Origin of the sequence: Haematobacter sp. (assembly GCF_032102465.1) — a bacterium.
Lineage (GTDB): Bacteria > Pseudomonadota > Alphaproteobacteria > Rhodobacterales > Rhodobacteraceae > Haematobacter.
On the sequence record NZ_DAMDHB010000012.1, the window covers coordinates 91,024 to 107,713 of the forward strand.

Sequence of the window (16,690 nt, forward strand, 5' to 3'; positions counted from 1 at the left end):
GTCAACATGCCGGTCACCAGCGGATGACGACCGACCCCCAGGCAAGCCCGCCGCCGATCGCCTCCGTGACGACGAGATCGCCGCGCTTGATCTGCCCGTTCGCCTTGCCCACCGACAGGGCGAGCGGAATGGAGGCGGCGGAGGTGTTGCCGTGATCCTGTACGGTCACCACGACCTTTTCCATCGGCAGGCCCATGCGCTGTGCCGTGGCCTTGATGATGCGCAGGTTCGCCTGATGCGGCACGATCCAGTCCACGTCCTGCGCCTCCAGCCCCGCCTTGGCGAGCGCGGCATGGGCCGTCTCGGCGAGCTTTTCCACCGCCTGACGGAAGACTTCCTTGCCCTGCATCTTCAGCACGCCCGCTGTCCCCGTGGTGGCGACGCCCCCGTCCACGTAGAGGATGTCGCGGTAGCGCCCGTCCGAATGCAGATCGACCGAAAGGATGCCGCGGTCACCGGGCAGGCCATTGCCGGTCGTGGCTTCCAGCACGAGAGCGCCCGCGCCGTCGCCGAAGAGCACGCAGGTGCCGCGGTCCGTCCAGTCGAGGATGCGGCTGAACGTCTCCGCCCCGATGACGAGGACACGCTCCGCCTGACCGGACAGGATCATGCCGTTCGCATTGGCCAGCGCAAAGACGAAGCCCGCGCAGACCGCCTGAACGTCATAGGCAAAGCCCGTCGTCATGCCGAGCCGCTCCTGCACCATGGTGGCGACGGAGGGGAAGGTGAGATCGGGGGTGGAGGTCGCGACGATGATCGCGTCGATGTCGCCCGGTTGCAGGCCCGCATCGGCAAGCGCTGCCCGCGCGGCCTCGGCGGCCATGCCGGATGTCGCCTCCCCCTCCGCAGCGAAATGCCGGCGTTCGATGCCGGACCGGCTGCGGATCCATTCGTCGGAGGTTTCGAGCGTCGCCTCGAATTCGGCATTCGGGACGATCCGGGCGGGCAGGTAATGCCCCACGCCCCGGACGGCGGCACGTCTCGTCATTCGGTGGCTCCGCTGCTGGTGGATCCGGCGGTCTCGCCGGTCTGGAGGGTGGCGAGCGCCGTGGCGACGCGGGAGGCGAGGCGATCCTGGAACCCCGCACGGGCGAGCCGGATGGCGAGGTTGATGGCCGCGGCCATCGCCGTCGCATCGGCGGAGCCGTGCGACTTCACCACCAGCCCGTTCAGCCCGAGAAAGACGCCGCCGTTCGACCGGCGCGGGTCCATCCGACGGGAGAATCGCTTGAGCGATGGCATCGCGAGCAATGCCGCCATGCGGGAGAGCGGTGTCTTCTGGAACGCTTCGCGCAGCGAATCGGCCACCAGCTTGGCAGTGCCTTCCGCCGTCTTGAGCGCGACATTCCCGGTGAAGCCGTCCGTCACGATCACATCGGCCCTGTCGCCCAGAATGTCGTTGCCTTCGACGAAACCGATATAGGCGAAGTTGCTGATACCGGCGGCGGTGGGCATCAGCTCATGCGCGGCCTTCAGCTCTGCCCGACCCTTGTTCTCCTCCGTGCCCACGTTCAGCAAGCCGACGCGGGGTTCCGCAAGGCCGAGCGCGTTGCGGGCATAGGAGGCGCCCATGACGGCGAACTGCACCAGATCTTCGGCATCGGCGCGCACATCGGCGCCCATGTCGAGCATGACATTGAACTCATGCGCATTTCGTGAGGGCCAGGCGCTGGCGATCGCGGGGCGGTTCACGCCCGGCAACTTTCTGAGCCGCAGCATGGAGACCGCCATGAGCGCGCCGGTATTGCCGCAGGAGACCGCCGCCGCGGCCTCTCCGTTCCGCACGCTGTCCACGGCGGACCACATGGAGGTGCCCGCGCCGTTCCGCATCACGTAGGACGGCTTTTCATCCATCGTGACGACCCGTTCGGTCGCACGAATCTCGCAGCGCGCCGCAAGGGGCTTGCGGCGCGCAACGAGCTTTTTCAACTCCGCCTCGTTCCCGTGAACGAGGAACGAAACGTCGGGATTCTTTTCAGCGCTCTCCACGATGCCATCGACGACCGCCGAGGGGCCGCGATCACCGCCCATCGCATCGACGGAGATGACGATGCGTGTGGTGTCCGTCTGGGGCTCCATGCGGTCCGTAACTCGTGGTGGCTTTCTGCCGTATCCCGACTGCGACTTATGCCGCGTCTTCGTCCAGATCGACGTCCTGTCCGGCGGCAACCACTTCACGTTCGTGGTAGTGGCCACAGGACGGGCACACGTGATGCGGGCGCTTCAGTTCGCCGCAATTCGGGCAGTCGTTCGGATTGGCGGCGACGAGCGCGTCATGCGCACGGCGCATGTTGCGACGGGAGCGGGTAACGCGATTCTGAGGGACAGCCATGTCACAACCTCGACTCTGGGGGACAGGCCCCTTTGATAGCACATGAGCCAGCCGCCCTCTTCCTTCCGGGAGCGTGGCAGCCAGCGGTTAAACGAGGCCGGGAACATAGCCGGATTCGCGGTGGGCGCAAGCCCTTTCTGGTCCGCCATCAGGGCGGACCCGGCGGTTCAGTCCTTCTTTGCCAGCTTTTCACGCAGTTGCGCAAGAGAGGCAAAGGGCTTGACGTCGCCGTCGCGCATCGGTGCAACACCCGGTTCGGTGAATACCTGTTCGCCGATCTCCACGCCGTCCGCCCGCGGATAGAGCGGCATGGCAAGGGCCAGCGCCTCTGCCATGACCGCACCCGGGTCGATGGTGGACCCGAGCGGCTCCGCATCGGTATCCTCGGGGATCTCGGCCTCTTCCGCCGGGGGTTCGGGCGGATTGGCGAGATACCGCCGCTCCACATCTTCGCTGACATGGGTGGTGACGGGATCGAGCGTCACGATGCAGGGCTGAACGACTTCTGCCGTCAGATGCCCTTCAAGCACCCAGTCCTCCCGGCCGAGGGGGCGAATTTCGCCGCGGAAATGCACACCCGAGAGGCTGGAGGCCCCAACGGCGGCGGCAAGGTCGGCAAGCTCCTCCCCATCCGGCTTGAAATCGAACCTGGTGGGCTTGCGCGGGCCGAGGCTGTTGATGCGGATCGGATGGGAAAAGGACAGGGGCATGGGCGCTCCGCGATCTCGAGGCCCGTGGCGGGCGGTGGCAGGATGCAGCGTTTTCGCCGCAGTTCATCCCTCCAGATAGGCGAAGCAACGGCAGGCGCAAGCACCGCATTGCTGCATCCGACGAAGGGTATATCTTCCTTCCTTGAACCAGAGCGTGACCTTCTGTAAGCCATGGGGACGCTTGGAAGCAAAAGACAAGGGGACGGAATGGTCAAGCTCCGGTATCTGGCGTGGCGGAGCGTTGCCTGCCTCGCCCTGCCGTTCCTGGTGGCCTGCAGCCCCGTCTATCGCGACCATGGCTATGTTCCGACGGAACATGAGCTGGAACAGGTGCGCGTTGGCGTCGATACGCGCGAGACGGTCGCCCAGTCCATCGGACAGCCGAGCACGCACGGGGTGATGGGTGATTCCGCCTGGTATTTCGTGCAGGACCGCTTCCGCAACTATGGCGCGCTGGCGCCGGAGAACGTGGACCGGCAGGTTCTGGCGATTTCCTTTGCCCCGAGCGGCCATGTCGCGAATATCGAGCGATTCGGCCTGCAGGACGGCAATGTCGTCGTCCTGTCGCGCCGCGTGACCGAATCCGGCATCTCCAACGTCAGCTTCGTCACCCAGCTCCTGCGCAACCTCGGCACTCCGAGCCTTGACCAGATACTGCCCGAAGACCGGTAAGACCGCGCCGCGTGGCGCGACCTCACCGGCTGCCGGCGCGTCAGCGGACGAGGGTCATTCCTTCGGCTCGTGGACCAGCGCCACGCCGTTGATGCAGTAGCGCAGCCCCGTCGGCCCCGGCCCGTCGGGGAACACGTGGCCGAGATGCGCGCCGCAGTTGTCGCAATGCACCTCCACCCGCACCATGCCGTGGCTGCGGTCCACACTCTCGCCCACGGGAGCGCCCTCAGTCGGGGCGGTAAAGGCGGGCCAGCCGCAGTGGCTGTCGAACTTCTCCGCCTGATCGAACAGTTCCGTGCCGCAGCCGACGCAGCGATAGATGGCGGCACCCTGCGGGAAGGCGTCGTGGCTGAAGGGGCGCTCCGTCGCCTGCTCCCGCGTGACGCGATAGGCAAGATCGGAGAGCTGTGCCCGCCATTCGGCCTCGGTCTTCTGCACGGGGAGGGGTTTTTGTTTGATGTCTGTCATTGGGGTCCTCCGGTGATCCGCGACGTGCGGTTGTTTTCAAGGTAGGGATGGAGCGGGGACGCTCCAACCCCGGGGGCCGGGGCGGGCGTCAGCGGCGTCGGCGGATCACCGGAACGTGCGTTCGCCGGAGCTGGGTCGCGGCCGCCGGATGTGGAGGAGCACCCTCCGTCGCCCGCCAGAACGCCGGGCCGCCGAGCCGGAGCCAGAGCGGCACCGCAAGCAGACCTCCCACGACGAAGCCCCCCACATGCGCCCAGTGCGCGACCCCGGCATCCGCCTCCGCCGTGAAGGCCCCGGCAACGATCTGGATCACGAACCAGTAGGCCAGCACGAGGGAGGCGGGCAGAGTGATGATCCGTATGAAGAAGATGAAGATGACGAGAAGATCGACCCGCGCCTTCGGGAACAGCAGGAGATAGCCGCCCATCACCCCGGCGATGGCACCGGAGGCGCCCACCATCGGCACGGAAGACGTCGGCCCCGCCGCGATCTGCAACGCTCCCGCACCCAGCCCGGAGGCGATGTAGAACGCCAGAAACGGCAGCCGCCCCATCCGGTCCTCCAGATTGTCGCCAAAGACATAGAGGAACAGCATATTGCCGAGGAGGTGCAGGAAGCCTCCGTGCAGGAACATCGACGTCAACGCGGTTTCCGGTCTCTCTCCCGCCATGAAGCGGGCGGGCACCAGTCCCCAGCGGTCGTAGAAGGCAGCCAGCCCCGCCGGGTCCGCCATCAGCGGCAACATCATCACGAAGACCGCGACGTTGAGCGCGATCAGCAGCCAGGTGACGATCGGCTGACGGGAGGCGGGATTGTGATCGCGAAACGGGAACATGCGTCATTTTCTCCGGCATGCGGCAAGGGTCAAGGGCGCGATGGGTTTCGGAGGCAGCCGCGGGCGGTCATGCGACATCCGGCGCCGGTCTGCCCGCGCCGGGGCACGGGCGCGACCGCGTTCGGCATCTCCCTTCCTCCGCGCCGGGCACGCACCTGCGTCGCCGCCGGCGCTTCCGTGCGGAAGCCTGCACCGACCCACTGACGCGGGCCGGAACATGGGATAAGCAGGGGGCCGAAGGGAGCCGCACCATGAAAACCATCCATATTCTCAATGGCCCGAACCTCAACCTCCTCGGTCGCCGTCAGCCGGATATCTACGGACACGAAACGCTCGCCGATGTGGAGACCGCCTGCGAAAAGCTGGCGCATTCGCTTGGGCTTTCCATCGTCTTCCGGCAGTCCAACCACGAAGGGGAGCTTGTGGACTGGATCCATACCGCGCGGGAGGAGGCGGTGGGCATCGTCATCAACCCCGCGGCCTATACCCACACGTCGGCGGCGATTCTCGATGCCCTGAATGCCTTCGAGGGGCCGGTGATGGAGGTGCATATCTCCAACGTCCACAAGCGGGAGAGCTTCCGCCATCACTCCTATGTCTCGCTCCGGGCCGACGGGGTGATCGCGGGCTGCGGGACGGAGGGCTACCTTCTGGCGCTCCGCCGGCTGGCGACGCTGGTCGCGGACTGACGACGGGTCGCGCCTTCGCAGCGGCGCGGCGGAGAAGCCGCCGCCCCGCCGCATGATCGGCCTCGGACCGCCCGCTTCGACAGGATGCGCCGAGGCCCCGCGAGGCCCCGCGAGGCGATGCCGGCGCGCCACATCGGCCAACTTGTCGCTGGCGGAAAAAGGGTCGCGCGTTTAAGACCGGTGCGCAATTCTGGCGAGAGGTGCCCCATGTCCGACATCCGCCCGCAACCCGGTATCATGGAGATCGCTCTCTATGAAGGCGGAGCATCGCATGTCGCAGGTCAGACGGATGCGATCAAGCTCTCGTCCAACGAAAACCCCTTCGGCCCTTCCGATCGCGCGAAGGAGGCCTTCTCCCGGGCCGTGCACAGGCTGCACCGCTATCCCTCGACGGATCATGCGGCGCTCCGTCAGGCGATCGGCGAGGTGCATGGGCTGGACCCGTCCCGGATCATCTGCGGCGTGGGATCGGACGAGATCCTGAACCTTCTCGCGCAGGCCTATGTCGGGCCGGGGGATGAGGTTGTGTTCACCGAACACGGCTTCCTGCTCTACCGGACTTCCACGCTGGCCGCGGGCGGCACGCCCGTCGCGGTGAAGGAGCGGGAGCGGACGACCGATGTGGATGCGATCCTTGCCGCCTGCACGGAGCGGACGCGGCTCGTCTATCTGGCCAACCCCAACAACCCGACGGGCACGATGATCGGCCTGCCGGAGCTGGAGCGGCTGGCGTCCGGCCTGCCGGAGGGGGCTGTCCTCGTGCTGGACGGCGCCTATGCCGAGTATGTGGAAGGCTATGATGCCGGGGCCGCTCTGGCGACGCGGATGCCCAATGTCTTCATGACGCGCACGTTTTCCAAGATCTATGGCCTTGGCGGTCTGCGGATCGGCTGGGGCTACGGTCCGAAGGAGATCGTGGATGTGCTCAACCGCATCCGCGGGCCGTTCAACCTGTCCAGCGCGCAGCTTGAGACGGCGGAGGCGGCTGTCCGCGATCAGGATTACGTCGCGCGCTGCCGGGCGGAGAACGCCCGTCTGCGGACATGGCTCGCGGCCTCGCTGGCGGAGAAGGGCGTGCCCTCGGACATTTCGACGGCGAATTTCATCCTTGCCCGGTTCGCGGACGAGGCGGAGGCACAGGCCTGTGACACCTACCTTCAGTCGCAGGGCCTGATCGTGCGGCGCGTGGCCGGTTATGGCCTGCCCAACTGCCTGCGCATCACCGTGGGAGACGAGGCATCCTGCCGCCGCGTGGCGCATGCGGTCGGCCAGTTCAAGGCGCGCGAAGGCGGAGCGGTCTGATGGCGGTGCTTTATGATCGTGTGGCGCTGATCGGGCTTGGCCTCATCGCCTCCTCCATGGCCCATGCGATACGGAAGGCCGGCCTCGCGCGGGAGATCGTCGGCTATGCCCGCAGCGCGGAAACGCGGGCCACGGCGCTGGAGATCGGCCTGTGCGACCGGGTGACGGAGACGGCGGCGGAGGCGGTGGAGGATGCGGACCTCGTCGTGCTCTGCATCCCGGTGGGCGGCATGGGCGATGTGGCGCGGGAGATTGGCCCGCATCTGAAGCCCGGCGCGACGCTGACCGATGTCGGTTCGGTCAAGCAGGCGGTGATCGACGCCGTGGCGCCCTTCGTGCCGGCGGGGGTGGAGTTCATCCCCGGCCACCCGCTTGCCGGGACGGAGCATTCCGGCCCCCGCTCCGGTTTCGCCGAGCTGTTCCGCAATCGCTGGTGGATCCTCGTGCCGCTTCCGGGCGGATCGGACGCGGCGCTGGAACGGCTGGAGGCGCTCTGCCGCGGCATGGGCGCGAATGTGGAGACGATGGATGCGGAGCATCACGACCTCGTCCTCGCCGTCACCTCCCACACTCCGCATCTTATCGCCTATACGATGGTCGGCGTTGCAGATGATCTTGGCAGGGTCACCGATAGCGAGGTAATCAAGTTCTCTGCGGCAGGCTTCCGGGACTTCACGCGCATTGCCGCTTCCGATCCGACGATGTGGCGCGATGTCTTCCTCACCAACCGGGAGGCCACGCTGGAGATCCTCGGGCGGTTCACGGAGGAGCTTTTCGCGCTGCAACGCGCGATCAGGATGGGGGACGGCCAGATGCTCTTCGACTATTTCACCCGCACGCGTGCCATTCGGCGCGGCATCATCCAGGCGGGCCAGGATACCGCCGCCCCCGACTTCGGGCGCACGAAGGCGGGCGACTGAGTGAAGCGGCGGCGCGCGCTCGCCCTCTGGCTCTGTCTCACGGGCGTCGCTTTGGCGGGTGCCGCCGCTGCGGGGCCGCTGCGGTCCGACGTCCCGAAGACGCGCCCTTTCGCATCCGGCACCACCCCGGCAACGCCCGGTCCGGGCGGGGCAGTGCTTTCCGCAACGCGCCCGCTGCCCCGGCCCGCAGGGCTTGCCGCTTCGCAGGGGAAGGCCGTTGCGGCGGGGGAAGGGATGGCGCTGCTGGACGCGCTGCTCCGCCCCATGCCCCGCCCGCCGCAGATCGCGGCGAAGCGCATGCGGGAGGCCGCGCCGCTGGTGCAGAACGTGTCCTTCATCGCCCCTGTGCCGCCCGGTGCCACATCGCGGCAAGGCTCCGGCCTTTGCGGGGTTCCGAAGCTGACCGGACGGCGGATCGCCCCTGTCACCTCCCGTATTACCGGTTGCGGCATTCCCGAAGCGGTGGAGGTCACGGCGGTGGATGGCGTCCAGCTCAGCCAACCGGCGATGGTGGATTGCCCGACGGCGACCGCCCTTGACCAATGGGTGAGGACGGCGCTGAAACCTGCCGTCGGGCAGCAGGGGGGCGGGGTGAAATCGCTCCAGATCGCCGGGACCTATGCCTGCCGTCCGCGCAACAATCTGGCGGGCGGCAAGATCTCCGAACATGGGCGCGGCAAGGCGGTGGATGTCGCGGCAGTGGTTCTGGCGAATGGTCAGGCGCTCAATGTCGCGCGGGACTGGGGCAGGGGGCAGGCGGGGCAGATCCTGAAGACCGCCCACAGCAAGGCCTGCGGGATCTTCGGGACCACTCTTGGCCCCGGATCCGACGGCTATCATGAAGACCATCTGCATTTCGACACCGCCGTCCGCCGCAACGGCAGCGCCTATTGCCGCTGACGCGGCGTGCCGTTCGTCTGGCCGGGACGGGTGGCTTGAGCGGGTGGCGTGCTGTCGGCGGAGTGCACTGCCCCCGTCGCCACGGGCATCGTCCAGCGCCGGGCCGTGGCCGCGCGCGGCGATCCGCGGCGGCCTGAAAAGCTGAAAAGGCCTGAAGCGCCATGCCTATGCTTGGGAAGCCGGCCCGGGGCATCGCCAAGATGTGCAGGATTTTCGGCCGGATTTCATCGGAGTGCGAGCAACTGCCGCGCCATCACAAGCCTCAAAACCTTCTCAGCCGGCATGAACAGGGTGCTGAGAAAGATCTCTGGGTCTGGCGGGGTGAAATCCAGCCCGAAATCCATGCATTATTGGTGATTCCGGGGCTGATTCCCCGATTTCCAGAGTATGGTCATGACACTTCAGAGCTTTTTCGGCAGCCTGTTAACAGAGTGCTGAAAAAGACATGGGTCTATCGGCCTTACGTTGGAAAACCAGAAAATCTGTCCGGTCACGAACCAAAACCTGCGGTTCCCGGGGGAGATCGTCAACCATATAGGGAAAGTCTCCGCCCCGGAGCAACCTAGGACTACCTTCTCAACGCCTCTTAAGTCCACCGCTTCCGTCAGGCGCGCCCGGACGCGAAGCATCAGGATCATGAGGGGTGCACCATGGACGCCGGACGCGGCTGATTTCCGTCCTGACCCGGCGGGGTTGCGACCGGCTCCGTGCACAGCGCGTCGGCATGCAGGATCACCGGTCGCCTGACCCTATCGCCACAGCCTCCTGCCAGCAGCAGAACCTCCGGCGACGGGGCCTATCCCCGCCGTTCGCGCAGCACGGGCGGGATGGTCGTCAGCGGAACCGGGCCAAGGAACACCACGCCGGAAGAGACGCGCAGCGGCACATCCAGCGTTTTTGCCCCGAGCGTGGTTCCCGCCATGACGCGCAGCGCCACTTCGGCCACCGAACGGTTCTCCTCCGGCACGATGCCGAGCGCGATGACGATGTTCAGGATCGTTTCCCAGCCGCTCACACGCAGATGCAGCGTTCCGTCCGCCAATCCCTCGGCGCCCATGGCCAGATCGCCGGAAAGCCGCAGGTTGGCGTTTCCCCAGATGACGCCCGCATCGCGGATGCCGATCGCCCGAATCTCCGGCGTGACGCCGTTCCGGTCGAACATCGCCCGGTCGAGCGGCGCATCGAGAGTGAGCGAGGCATCGAGCGTAACCGCCTCTATCGCATCCGGCAGGCGACTCCGCGGATCGATGTCGAGCCTCAGTGTGCCGCCCGGCGCAAGCTGTGCGGCAGAGAGTGAGAGGTCATAGGTGTCGGCCGGGGCACCCGGCTGCTCCGTCGGTTGCAGGGCCGCCACAACCTTCGGCAACGCCAGCGACCATCCCCGGTCGGAAGCAAGCGTCACCGCCTCCCCCTCCGTGACCAGCCGTTGCAGCGCCATGCCGGGCGGCAGGCGGGTGCGGATGCTGCCTTGCATCCGGGCGGAGGTGACGGCGAGCGTCTGGTCAGGCAGGTGGATGGTCTGGCTGTCGGGCAGGGTGGCGATGATGTGAGTGGGTTGATAGGCCAGCGCCTGCAACCGCAGGAAGGGAGCCTGCCAGCCGTATCCGCTGCGGGGGTCGCGGATGTCGGGCGCGGTCAGTTCCAGATCGAAGCGGTAGGGAAACCCCCGGACCGAAAGGCCCTGATGTCCGATCGCCATGCCACGCTGTTGCTGCTCCGCGATGAAGGCAGTCGCACCATGCTCCACCTTCGAGGCGGCGAAGAACCACCATCCCGTCCAGCCGAGCAGCAGGAGGAGGGCGAAGCCGAGGATGAAGCGCATGGTCTTTCCCTTCACGCTGTGCTCCTTCTGTCTATATCGGGAGGCGGCGAAGCAACAGATGGGGACGCAGGTGGCGGAGATCGCATTCTGGGTATTCGGGTATGGTTCGCTGATGTGGGAGCCGGGGTTCCGCCCGGTCGCCCGGCAATGCGCGCGGCTGGAAGGCTGGCACAGGTGCTTCTGCATGCGCTCCATCCACCATCGCGGCACGGTGGAGGCGCCGGGGCTCGTCCTCGCGCTCGACCGGCAGGAGGGCGCCTTCTGTGACGGTGTGGCGCTGGCGGTTGCGGCGGAGGAGGCGCCGGAGGTGCTCGCGATGCTCAGGGAGCGGGAGCTTGTCAGTTCCGCCTACCTCGAGACCTCCCAACTCGTGACGCTGGGGGATGGCAGACGGGTGGAGGCGCTGACCTATGTCATTGACCCCGACCATGTGCAGTATTGCGCGAACCTGCCGCTGGAGGAGCAGGCCCGCATCATCGCCGCCGCGGCGGGCGGGCGCGGCCCGAACAGCGAGTACCTGCACAATACCGTCGCTCATCTGGAGACGCTGGGCTTCGAGGATGCCGATCTCATGTGGCTTGCCGCGCGTGTGCGGGGTCTGGCCCCGGTCAGTTGAGGAAAACCCGCGCGATCCACGGCGCGATGAGCGAGGTCAGCACGGCGTTCAGCCCCATGCCGATCCCGGCGAAGGCGCCCGCCGTCTCGTTGACCTGAAACGCCCGCGCGGTGCCCACTCCATGCGCCGCGACCCCCACCGCGAAGCCCCGCGCCCGCCAGTCCCGCACGCCGAGCGCGTTGAGCAGCGGCGTGACGACGATGGCCCCGGTGATCCCCGTGAGCAGGACCAGCGCCGCGGCGAGGGTGGGGGAGCCGCCGATCTTTTCCGTGATGCCGATGGCGACCGGGGCGGTGACCGACTTCGGGACGAGCGACAGCAGCGTCTCGTGGCTCGCCCCCAGCAGATGCGCGATGACCAGCACGGACCCCATGGCGGTCAGCGATCCGACGACCAGAGCCGCGACAAGGGGGATAAGGGCTGTCCGCAGGTTCGGCAGATTGTCGTAAAGCGGGAGCGCCAGACACACCGTCGCCGGGCCGAGCAGGAAGTGGACGTATTGCGCGCCCTCGAAATACACCGGATAGGGCGTGCCCGTCGCCAGCAGCAGCCCGCCGATCATGATGACCGAGAGCAGCACCGGGTTCACGAAGGGTTTGCGCCCCGACGCACGGAAGGCCACGTCCGCGATCACATAGGCGCCGAGCGTGAGGGTGAGCCACAGCAGCGGCGCGTGGGACAGGTAGCTCCAGATCTCCGCGAAGTCAGTCATGCCGCGCCCCCTTCATCAGACGCGCGACCGCGACGAAGGTCACGGCCCCGGCTGCGATGGCGAGAATCGTGCTTCCGACAAGCGCCGCGCCGATGGCCAGCCCCTCGCTCTCCAGCAGCGGCAGATGCCCGATCACGCCGACACCGGCAGGCACGAACAGCAGCGACAGATTGCCGAGGATGCCGGTCGCCACGGGCCGGATCGCCCGGACCAGCCGGGGCGACAGCACCAGCGCCACGGCCATCAGCACCATGCCGACGACCGGGCCGGGCACCTGGATCGGAAACAGCCGGGCCAGCGCCTCGCCCACAAGCTGGCAGGCGAGGATGAGGAACAGAGGCAGGATCATGGAGGGCGACCTTTTGCGGATGGCCAGAGGCTACGCCCGCAGCGGCAGGGGGTAAGCGGACGCGCCTGCCGTATGGGGCTCCCCCGGAAGCTACGCCCGCTGGGGCGGGAGGCGCAAGACGGGCCGGGCTGCTCCGGCAGGTGCGGCGGGGGCCTCACCAGACTGCGGGAGACAACGCTTCTGCGCTCACGGCCTTCCTCCACGATCCGGTATTGCAAAGCGATCCGGCGAGCGGGGGAGCCGGGCCGGCACCGGCGTTCCGGGACGCATCGCGTGGAACGGCGTGCATGGTGGAAAGCTCCGCACGTTCTGACAGAGCTCCCGGCAGGCTCCGGGCGGTCCCCATCCCGTCGAGCAGCCGGGGAGGCTCAGGCGACGGGAGGGCGGCGCTTGCGCGCTGACGGTCTTTCTCCACGACCCGGTATTGCAGAGCGATCTGGCGAGCGCGGGAGCCGGGCCGGGCACCGGCGCTCCGGGACGCATCGCGTGGAGCGGCGGGCATGGTGGAAAGCTCCGCAGGGTCTGCGCGTCCGGCGTCGGGGAGGCTCAGGCAGAGGAAGACAACGCTTCTGCGCTCACGGTCTTTCTCCAGGTGAAGGACGTCGGACGCGCATAGCCGGGATGGGCTGTCTCCGCGACGCGGTGGAACCCCATCCCGGCAAAGATCGCGTGATTCTCCACCAGTTCCACCCGCGTCTGGAGTTCGAGCGCCGCGTAGCCGAGCGCACGGGCGCGTGTTTCCGCCAAGGCCACCAGCCGCCGGGAGAGGCCCTGTCCGCGCGCCGCCGCCGCCACCGCGAGCTTGCCGAGATAGAGTGCCTCTGCCTGTGGTGTCAGAAAGACGCAGGCCTGCAGCTCCCTGGGCCCGTCGATCAGCCAGACCTCCCCCGTTTCCGCCTGCTCGGCGATGGAGGCGACCGACATCCGGTGCATGGAGGAGGGCGGGTCGATCCGCGCGTCCATATAGGCGAAGCTCTCCCGGATCAGCCGGAGGATCTGCGGGAAATCTGCGGGGGTCGCGATACGGGGTGTCATGGGCCGGAGGTTTGCCTGTGTGAGGATGCGGGAGCGCCGAAGCGGAGGGCGTTGCGATCTCTGCGGGCCTTTCGCCCGACCGATGCCGCCGAGGTCAGGATCCGGGATCGGACAGGTGAAGCCAGGGCAGACGCTCCTCCACGAAGTCATGGCCTTCGGGCGCGAAGGCGGCGGGATCGTCCTGCGAACAGGCGTAGAAATGCATCTCGCCGCCCTTTGCCGGACGATAACCCATGGGGGAGCCGCATGTGGGGCAGAAATAGCGCGTGACACCGGGGGAGGAGGCGTAGCTCGCCGGTTCTTCGCCCGTCCAGCGCCAGCCGCCGTCCCTGACTGCAAAGAAGCTGGTCATCGGGGAGGAGGTCGCCCTGCGGCAGCTTTCGCAGTGGCAATGGAGCTGCCAGAGCACCTCTCCCTCCGCGCGGTAACGGATGCGGCCACAGAGGCAGCGGCCCTCCCGCGGGAGGGATTTTTCCATGAACAGGCTGTCCGGGTGGGGGTCGTAGTCGCCGAATGGCCCCCGCTCGCGGTAGCCGAGCGCGCGATAGAGCGCCACGGCGGCAGGCAGCGCCGGGCCGGTCTCCAGCCGCATCAGGCGGCTGCCCGCGGCATGGGCCTCCTGCTCGAGCGCGATCATGAGGCTGCGTGCCACGCCCCGCCCGCGGGCGGCGGGGCGCATCCAGAGCCGCTTGACCTCTCCGTAACCCGGCCTGGCCACCAGCGCCACGCAACCGAGCGCCTGCCCCTCCTCCCGCGCGATCAGGAAGACGCCGGGGGAGGCGGCGATCTCCTCCGCCGTCAGCGTGAAGATCCCGCCCCCCGGAAACACCGCTTCCATATGCGCCTGACTTTCCGCGACAAGGGCGCGTCCATCCGGCGTGAGGGGGCTTTCGGCGGCGATCGAAATCATGTCTGGGTCCAGATGTTGTGGCAATTCCGGGTCTGACTGCCGCCGGTGGGGATGTGATCGACAGGCAGCAGGTTTCGCCCTAGGATGCCCGCTCCACTCCAGAGGGAAGGTTCTCCTTGCGCTTCGTACGGCTCAGGCTCAACGGCTTCAAGAGTTTCGTCGATCCGACCGACCTCGTCATCGCCGAGGGGCTGACGGGGGTCGTCGGGCCGAACGGCTGCGGCAAGTCGAACCTGCTGGAAGCGCTGCGCTGGGTGATGGGGGAAACCCGGCCAAGCGCGATGCGCGGCGGCGGGATGGAGGATGTGATCTTTGCGGGCGCGGCCTCCCGCTCCGCGCGGGGTTTTGCGGAGGTGGCGCTCAGCATCGACAACAGCGAGCGGCTGGCCCCGCCTGCCTTCAATGACACCGATGCGCTGGACATCGTGCGGCGCATCACCCGCGATCAGGGTTCGGCCTACCGGGTGAACGGCAAGGATGTGCGGGCGCGGGACGTGCAGATGCTGTTCGCGGATGCCTCCACCGGCGCGCATTCGCCCGCGCTGGTCCGGCAGGGCCAGATCGCCGAGCTTATCAACGCCCGCCCGCAGGCCCGGCGGCGGATACTGGAGGAAGCGGCGGGGATCTCCGGCCTTTATCAACGCCGGCATGAGGCGGAGTTGCGGCTGTCCGCCACCACCCAGAACCTTGAGCGCGTCGATGACATGCTGGAGCAGTTCCTCCAGCAGATGCGCGTGCTGGAGAAGCAGGCGCGGCAGGCGGCCCGCTACCGGGAGATCGGCGCAGCGCTTCGCCGGGCGGAGGGTGCCTTGTTGCTTGCCCGCTGGCAGGAGGCTGTCGCCGCCGCGGAAGCCGCACGGACCGGGGCGGAGCAGGCCTCCCGCAAGGCCGCGGAGACAGGGGCCGCGGCAGAGGAAGCCGCCACCCTCCGCACGGACCTCGCCGCCGAAATCCCGGGGCTGAGGGAGGAGGCCTCCATCGCCACCGCTGTCGTGGAACGTCTGCGTCTCCAGCAGGCGGCCCTTGCGGAGGAGGAGGCACGCGCGGGAGAGGCGGTTGCGACCCTGCGCGCGCGGGCGGACCAGCTTGCCGCCGACCGGGAGCGGGAAGCCGCGCTCCACCGGGACGCGGGCGAAACGCTCCGCCGGCTGGAGGAGGAGGCGCGCGCGCTTCTGCAGGCGGGCGATGGCCATGAGGAACGTCTGGCGGAGGCAGAGGAGTCGGCAGAGGCCGCGGCAGAGGTGCTGGCCGAAGCGGAGGCGCGGCTCGTCGGGCTGACGGAAACGCTGGCCCGTGCCGTCGCCGATCACGAGAGCGGCCAGAGGCGGCTCTCCGCCGCCGAGACCATGGCGGAACGGAGCCTCCGGGACGCCGCCCGCGCCAGCGCGCAAGCGGAGGAGGCCGAGCAGCTCCGGGCGCGCGCCGTCGAAGCCGCGGAGGCCGCGGCGGAGGGGCAGGAGGCAGGTGCCTGTGCCGTGGAGATCGCGGAGGAAGCGATCGTCACGGCGGAGACGCGGCTCCGGCGCGTTCAGGGAGAGGAGAGCGAGGCCCGGACCCAACGCACCGCCGCGGAAGCCGTCGTGCGCGCGATCTCGGCCGAGGTTACGACGCTTGGCCGGATGGTGGAGCAGGCGCGCGGCAAGAGCGCCCGGGTTCTGGATCAGGTTACCGTCTCCGCAGGCTATGAAAAGGCGCTGGGCGCGGCGCTCGCCGATGACCTCGACCTGCCGGAGCGGGAGAGAGACGGGTCCGGCTGGCGGCACCTGCCGCCGCTGCGGGAAGGGGGACTGCCCGAGGGGGTGGAGCCGCTGGCCCGGCATGTCGATGGCCCGCTGGCGCTTGCCCGCCGGCTGGCGCATATCGGCGTGGTGACGGCGGATCGTGCGGCGGCGCTGCTCCCGGCGCTCATGCCCGGAGTACGGCTCGTGACGCGGGAGGGGGATCTTTTCCGCTGGGACGGGCTCGTCCGCGTCGCGGGGGACGGCGTGTCGGATGCTGCGCGGCAACTGGCACAGCGCAACCGCCTCGCCACGCTGCGGGTGGAACTGGCGGAGGCGGAGGCGCGGGCGGAGGCGCTCTGCGAGGGGCATGAGGCGCTGGCGGACGCCCTTGCCGCCGCAGCCGCGGCCGAGAAATCCGCCCGGATGGCCCGCAAGGAGGCGGAGCAGCGGCTGGCGGAGGCAAGCCGGGCGCTGAACCGGGCGGAAACGGAGCGTTCGGTGGCGGAAGGCCGGATGGAGACGACCCGCCTCGCCGCGCGCACGCATCGGGAACAGGTGGAGCGCGCGGCGGAGGAGGTGGAGGAGGCCCGTGCGGCCATGACCGCCTTCCCGCCGCTTGACGGATTGCGCGAGGATGCCGCCGCCGCCCGGCGCGCGGTGGAGCAGGCGCGGGCCGCCACGCTGCACCGCCGTGCCG

Annotated in this window: 18 protein-coding genes; 7 read left to right on the plus strand and 11 right to left on the minus strand. The window is 68.4% G+C overall.

What is annotated here, in order from left to right; genetic code table 11:
• Positions 1 to 13 precede the first annotated feature (13 nt).
• From RT513_RS09920 to RT513_RS09935, 4 genes are all read right to left on the minus strand, one after another.
• Complete coding sequence (locus tag RT513_RS09920; RefSeq protein ID WP_290688776.1) at positions 14 to 988, minus strand: beta-ketoacyl-ACP synthase III; 975 nt, start codon at positions 986 to 988, stop codon at positions 14 to 16.
• The gene (gene plsX, locus RT513_RS09925; protein ID WP_088215316.1) at positions 985 to 2,079 is read right to left on the minus strand and encodes a phosphate acyltransferase PlsX; all 1,095 of its coding nucleotides are present in this window, start codon (positions 2,077 to 2,079) and stop codon (positions 985 to 987) included. The genes RT513_RS09920 and plsX overlap by 4 nt, the downstream gene beginning before the upstream one ends.
• 46 nt (positions 2,080 to 2,125) lie before the next feature.
• Positions 2,126 to 2,332, minus strand: a complete 207-nt coding sequence (gene rpmF / locus RT513_RS09930) for a 50S ribosomal protein L32 (RefSeq protein WP_084684014.1) — start codon at positions 2,330 to 2,332, stop codon at positions 2,126 to 2,128.
• 167 nt (positions 2,333 to 2,499) lie between these two features.
• Positions 2,500 to 3,042, minus strand: a complete 543-nt coding sequence (locus RT513_RS09935; protein ID WP_290688780.1) for a YceD family protein — start codon at positions 3,040 to 3,042, stop codon at positions 2,500 to 2,502.
• Positions 3,043 to 3,249: 207 nt separating this feature from the next.
• On the opposite strand from RT513_RS09935, the gene RT513_RS09940 reads away from it, so the two are divergent.
• Positions 3,250 to 3,714 carry an outer membrane protein assembly factor BamE gene (locus RT513_RS09940; protein WP_256947298.1) on the plus strand — a complete coding sequence of 155 codons (465 nt, stop codon included), beginning with the start codon at positions 3,250 to 3,252 and terminating at the stop codon, positions 3,712 to 3,714.
• 54 nt (positions 3,715 to 3,768) lie between these two features.
• Here RT513_RS09940 and msrB read toward each other — a convergent pair whose 3' ends face one another.
• On the minus strand, positions 3,769 to 4,182 hold the full coding sequence (gene msrB, locus RT513_RS09945) for a peptide-methionine (R)-S-oxide reductase MsrB (protein ID WP_088215319.1): 414 nt from the start codon (positions 4,180 to 4,182) through the stop codon (positions 3,769 to 3,771).
• Positions 4,183 to 4,270: 88 nt separating this feature from the next.
• A complete protein-coding gene (locus RT513_RS09950) occupies positions 4,271 to 5,017 on the minus strand; it encodes a rhomboid family intramembrane serine protease (RefSeq protein ID WP_290688783.1) in 747 nt (248 codons plus the stop codon).
• Between the two features lie 251 nt (positions 5,018 to 5,268).
• On the opposite strand from RT513_RS09950, the gene aroQ reads away from it, so the two are divergent.
• From aroQ to RT513_RS09970, 4 genes are all read left to right on the plus strand, one after another.
• Positions 5,269 to 5,706: a type II 3-dehydroquinate dehydratase gene (gene aroQ / locus RT513_RS09955; protein ID WP_290688785.1), complete on the plus strand. Its 438-nt coding sequence runs from the start codon at positions 5,269 to 5,271 to the stop codon at positions 5,704 to 5,706.
• Between the two features lie 207 nt (positions 5,707 to 5,913).
• Complete coding sequence (gene hisC / locus RT513_RS09960; protein ID WP_290688787.1) at positions 5,914 to 7,008, plus strand: histidinol-phosphate transaminase; 1,095 nt, start codon at positions 5,914 to 5,916, stop codon at positions 7,006 to 7,008.
• On the plus strand, positions 7,008 to 7,928 hold the full coding sequence (locus tag RT513_RS09965) for a prephenate/arogenate dehydrogenase family protein (RefSeq protein WP_088215323.1): 921 nt from the start codon (positions 7,008 to 7,010) through the stop codon (positions 7,926 to 7,928). Before hisC ends, RT513_RS09965 begins: the two co-directional genes overlap by 1 nt.
• On the plus strand, positions 7,929 to 8,828 hold the full coding sequence (locus RT513_RS09970) for an extensin family protein (protein ID WP_290688789.1): 900 nt from the start codon (positions 7,929 to 7,931) through the stop codon (positions 8,826 to 8,828). It begins immediately after the preceding gene.
• Between the two features lie 796 nt (positions 8,829 to 9,624).
• Here RT513_RS09970 and RT513_RS09975 read toward each other — a convergent pair.
• Positions 9,625 to 10,665, minus strand: a complete 1,041-nt coding sequence (locus RT513_RS09975; RefSeq protein WP_290688794.1) for a DUF2125 domain-containing protein — start codon at positions 10,663 to 10,665, stop codon at positions 9,625 to 9,627.
• A gap of 43 nt (positions 10,666 to 10,708) precedes the next feature.
• On the opposite strand from RT513_RS09975, the gene RT513_RS09980 reads away from it, so the two are divergent.
• The gene (locus RT513_RS09980) at positions 10,709 to 11,266 is read left to right on the plus strand and encodes a gamma-glutamylcyclotransferase (RefSeq protein ID WP_290688803.1); all 558 of its coding nucleotides are present in this window, start codon (positions 10,709 to 10,711) and stop codon (positions 11,264 to 11,266) included.
• Here RT513_RS09980 and RT513_RS09985 read toward each other — a convergent pair.
• The 4 genes from RT513_RS09985 to RT513_RS10000 form a co-directional block, all read right to left on the minus strand.
• Positions 11,259 to 11,978 carry an LrgB family protein gene (locus RT513_RS09985; RefSeq protein WP_290688796.1) on the minus strand — a complete coding sequence of 240 codons (720 nt, stop codon included), beginning with the start codon at positions 11,976 to 11,978 and terminating at the stop codon, positions 11,259 to 11,261. The genes RT513_RS09980 and RT513_RS09985 overlap by 8 nt on opposite strands.
• Positions 11,971 to 12,327: a CidA/LrgA family protein gene (locus tag RT513_RS09990; RefSeq protein ID WP_088215328.1), complete on the minus strand. Its 357-nt coding sequence runs from the start codon at positions 12,325 to 12,327 to the stop codon at positions 11,971 to 11,973. Before RT513_RS09990 ends, RT513_RS09985 begins: the two co-directional genes overlap by 8 nt.
• 546 nt (positions 12,328 to 12,873) lie before the next feature.
• The gene (locus RT513_RS09995; protein ID WP_290688797.1) at positions 12,874 to 13,362 is read right to left on the minus strand and encodes a GNAT family N-acetyltransferase; all 489 of its coding nucleotides are present in this window, start codon (positions 13,360 to 13,362) and stop codon (positions 12,874 to 12,876) included.
• A 94-nt stretch (positions 13,363 to 13,456) separates the two neighbouring features.
• Positions 13,457 to 14,272, minus strand: a complete 816-nt coding sequence (locus RT513_RS10000) for a GNAT family N-acetyltransferase (RefSeq protein ID WP_290688799.1) — start codon at positions 14,270 to 14,272, stop codon at positions 13,457 to 13,459.
• A 116-nt stretch (positions 14,273 to 14,388) separates the two neighbouring features.
• Here RT513_RS10000 and RT513_RS10005 point away from each other — a divergent pair.
• A partial coding sequence (locus tag RT513_RS10005; RefSeq protein WP_313533955.1) for an AAA family ATPase occupies positions 14,389 to 16,690 on the plus strand: 2,302 nt, incomplete at its 3' end.

What these genes read in the sequence shown, in the direction of transcription:
- RT513_RS09920 (WP_290688776.1), bottom strand. Translation starts at nt 988, where the DNA reads ATGACGAGACGTGCCGCCGTCCGGGGCGTGGGGCATTACCTGCCCGCC.
- plsX (WP_088215316.1), bottom strand. Translation starts at nt 2,079, where the DNA reads ATGGAGCCCCAGACGGACACCACACGCATCGTCATCTCCGTCGATGCG.
- rpmF (WP_084684014.1), bottom strand. Translation starts at nt 2,332, where the DNA reads ATGGCTGTCCCTCAGAATCGCGTTACCCGCTCCCGTCGCAACATGCGC.
- RT513_RS09935 (WP_290688780.1), bottom strand. Translation starts at nt 3,042, where the DNA reads ATGCCCCTGTCCTTTTCCCATCCGATCCGCATCAACAGCCTCGGCCCG.
- RT513_RS09940 (WP_256947298.1), top strand. Translation starts at nt 3,250, where the DNA reads ATGGTCAAGCTCCGGTATCTGGCGTGGCGGAGCGTTGCCTGCCTCGCC.
- msrB (WP_088215319.1), bottom strand. Translation starts at nt 4,182, where the DNA reads ATGACAGACATCAAACAAAAACCCCTCCCCGTGCAGAAGACCGAGGCC.
- RT513_RS09950 (WP_290688783.1), bottom strand. Translation starts at nt 5,017, where the DNA reads ATGTTCCCGTTTCGCGATCACAATCCCGCCTCCCGTCAGCCGATCGTC.
- aroQ (WP_290688785.1), top strand. Translation starts at nt 5,269, where the DNA reads ATGAAAACCATCCATATTCTCAATGGCCCGAACCTCAACCTCCTCGGT.
- hisC (WP_290688787.1), top strand. Translation starts at nt 5,914, where the DNA reads ATGTCCGACATCCGCCCGCAACCCGGTATCATGGAGATCGCTCTCTAT.
- RT513_RS09965 (WP_088215323.1), top strand. Translation starts at nt 7,008, where the DNA reads ATGGCGGTGCTTTATGATCGTGTGGCGCTGATCGGGCTTGGCCTCATC.
- RT513_RS09980 (WP_290688803.1), top strand. Translation starts at nt 10,709, where the DNA reads ATGGGGACGCAGGTGGCGGAGATCGCATTCTGGGTATTCGGGTATGGT.
- RT513_RS09985 (WP_290688796.1), bottom strand. Translation starts at nt 11,978, where the DNA reads ATGACTGACTTCGCGGAGATCTGGAGCTACCTGTCCCACGCGCCGCTG.
- RT513_RS09990 (WP_088215328.1), bottom strand. Translation starts at nt 12,327, where the DNA reads ATGATCCTGCCTCTGTTCCTCATCCTCGCCTGCCAGCTTGTGGGCGAG.
- RT513_RS09995 (WP_290688797.1), bottom strand. Translation starts at nt 13,362, where the DNA reads ATGACACCCCGTATCGCGACCCCCGCAGATTTCCCGCAGATCCTCCGG.
- RT513_RS10000 (WP_290688799.1), bottom strand. Translation starts at nt 14,272, where the DNA reads ATGATTTCGATCGCCGCCGAAAGCCCCCTCACGCCGGATGGACGCGCC.